The sequence below is a fragment of the Bartonella taylorii 8TBB genome (assembly GCF_902825155.1).
Lineage (GTDB): Bacteria > Pseudomonadota > Alphaproteobacteria > Rhizobiales > Rhizobiaceae > Bartonella > Bartonella taylorii_A.
Window position 1 is genome coordinate 1 of sequence record NZ_CADEAG010000127.1, and the last position, 448, is coordinate 448.

1 pseudogene is annotated in these 448 nt (G+C 41.3%); it reads right to left on the reverse strand.

Going from position 1 to position 448, the window contains the following annotated elements:
* Nucleotides 1–448 (reverse strand): annotated as a pseudogene (locus J7R13_RS08965) (hypothetical protein); the annotation flags it as partial.

The following is a 448-nucleotide window of genomic DNA, read 5'->3' on the forward strand; positions in this document are numbered from 1 at the left end:
CTTGAATTTTGGAGCAGTCCATTCGCCATTCTCATATTTAGCGCCACCACCAAAATACTTCGCAAATGTATCACCTAGTGAATAAAGCTGGGAACCATTTATAGCATCCGTTGAACCCTTAGAAACATCACCTTTCGCAAGACACGTAATCTTGCTGTTTGTCTTTGCATCTTCCGCCCCGTGCTTGGCTACAAATGCATCATCGGTCTTGCTCCACGATAAGGAATCACCTTCCACTTTGGTAACTACATTATTAATCTCTTTGGTGATGTTATTCTGAATCTTCGTGATAGAATTACTGACACCTTCAAAAGCAGCGGCTACATTTTCGTAGCTTTGTTCACTTTCTGTGCCATCATCTTTAACATTTTTAACCTTAAATTTTGGAGTACTCCATTGGCCATTCTCATATTTGGCACCACCGCCAAAATAGCCAGCTATACTGGTG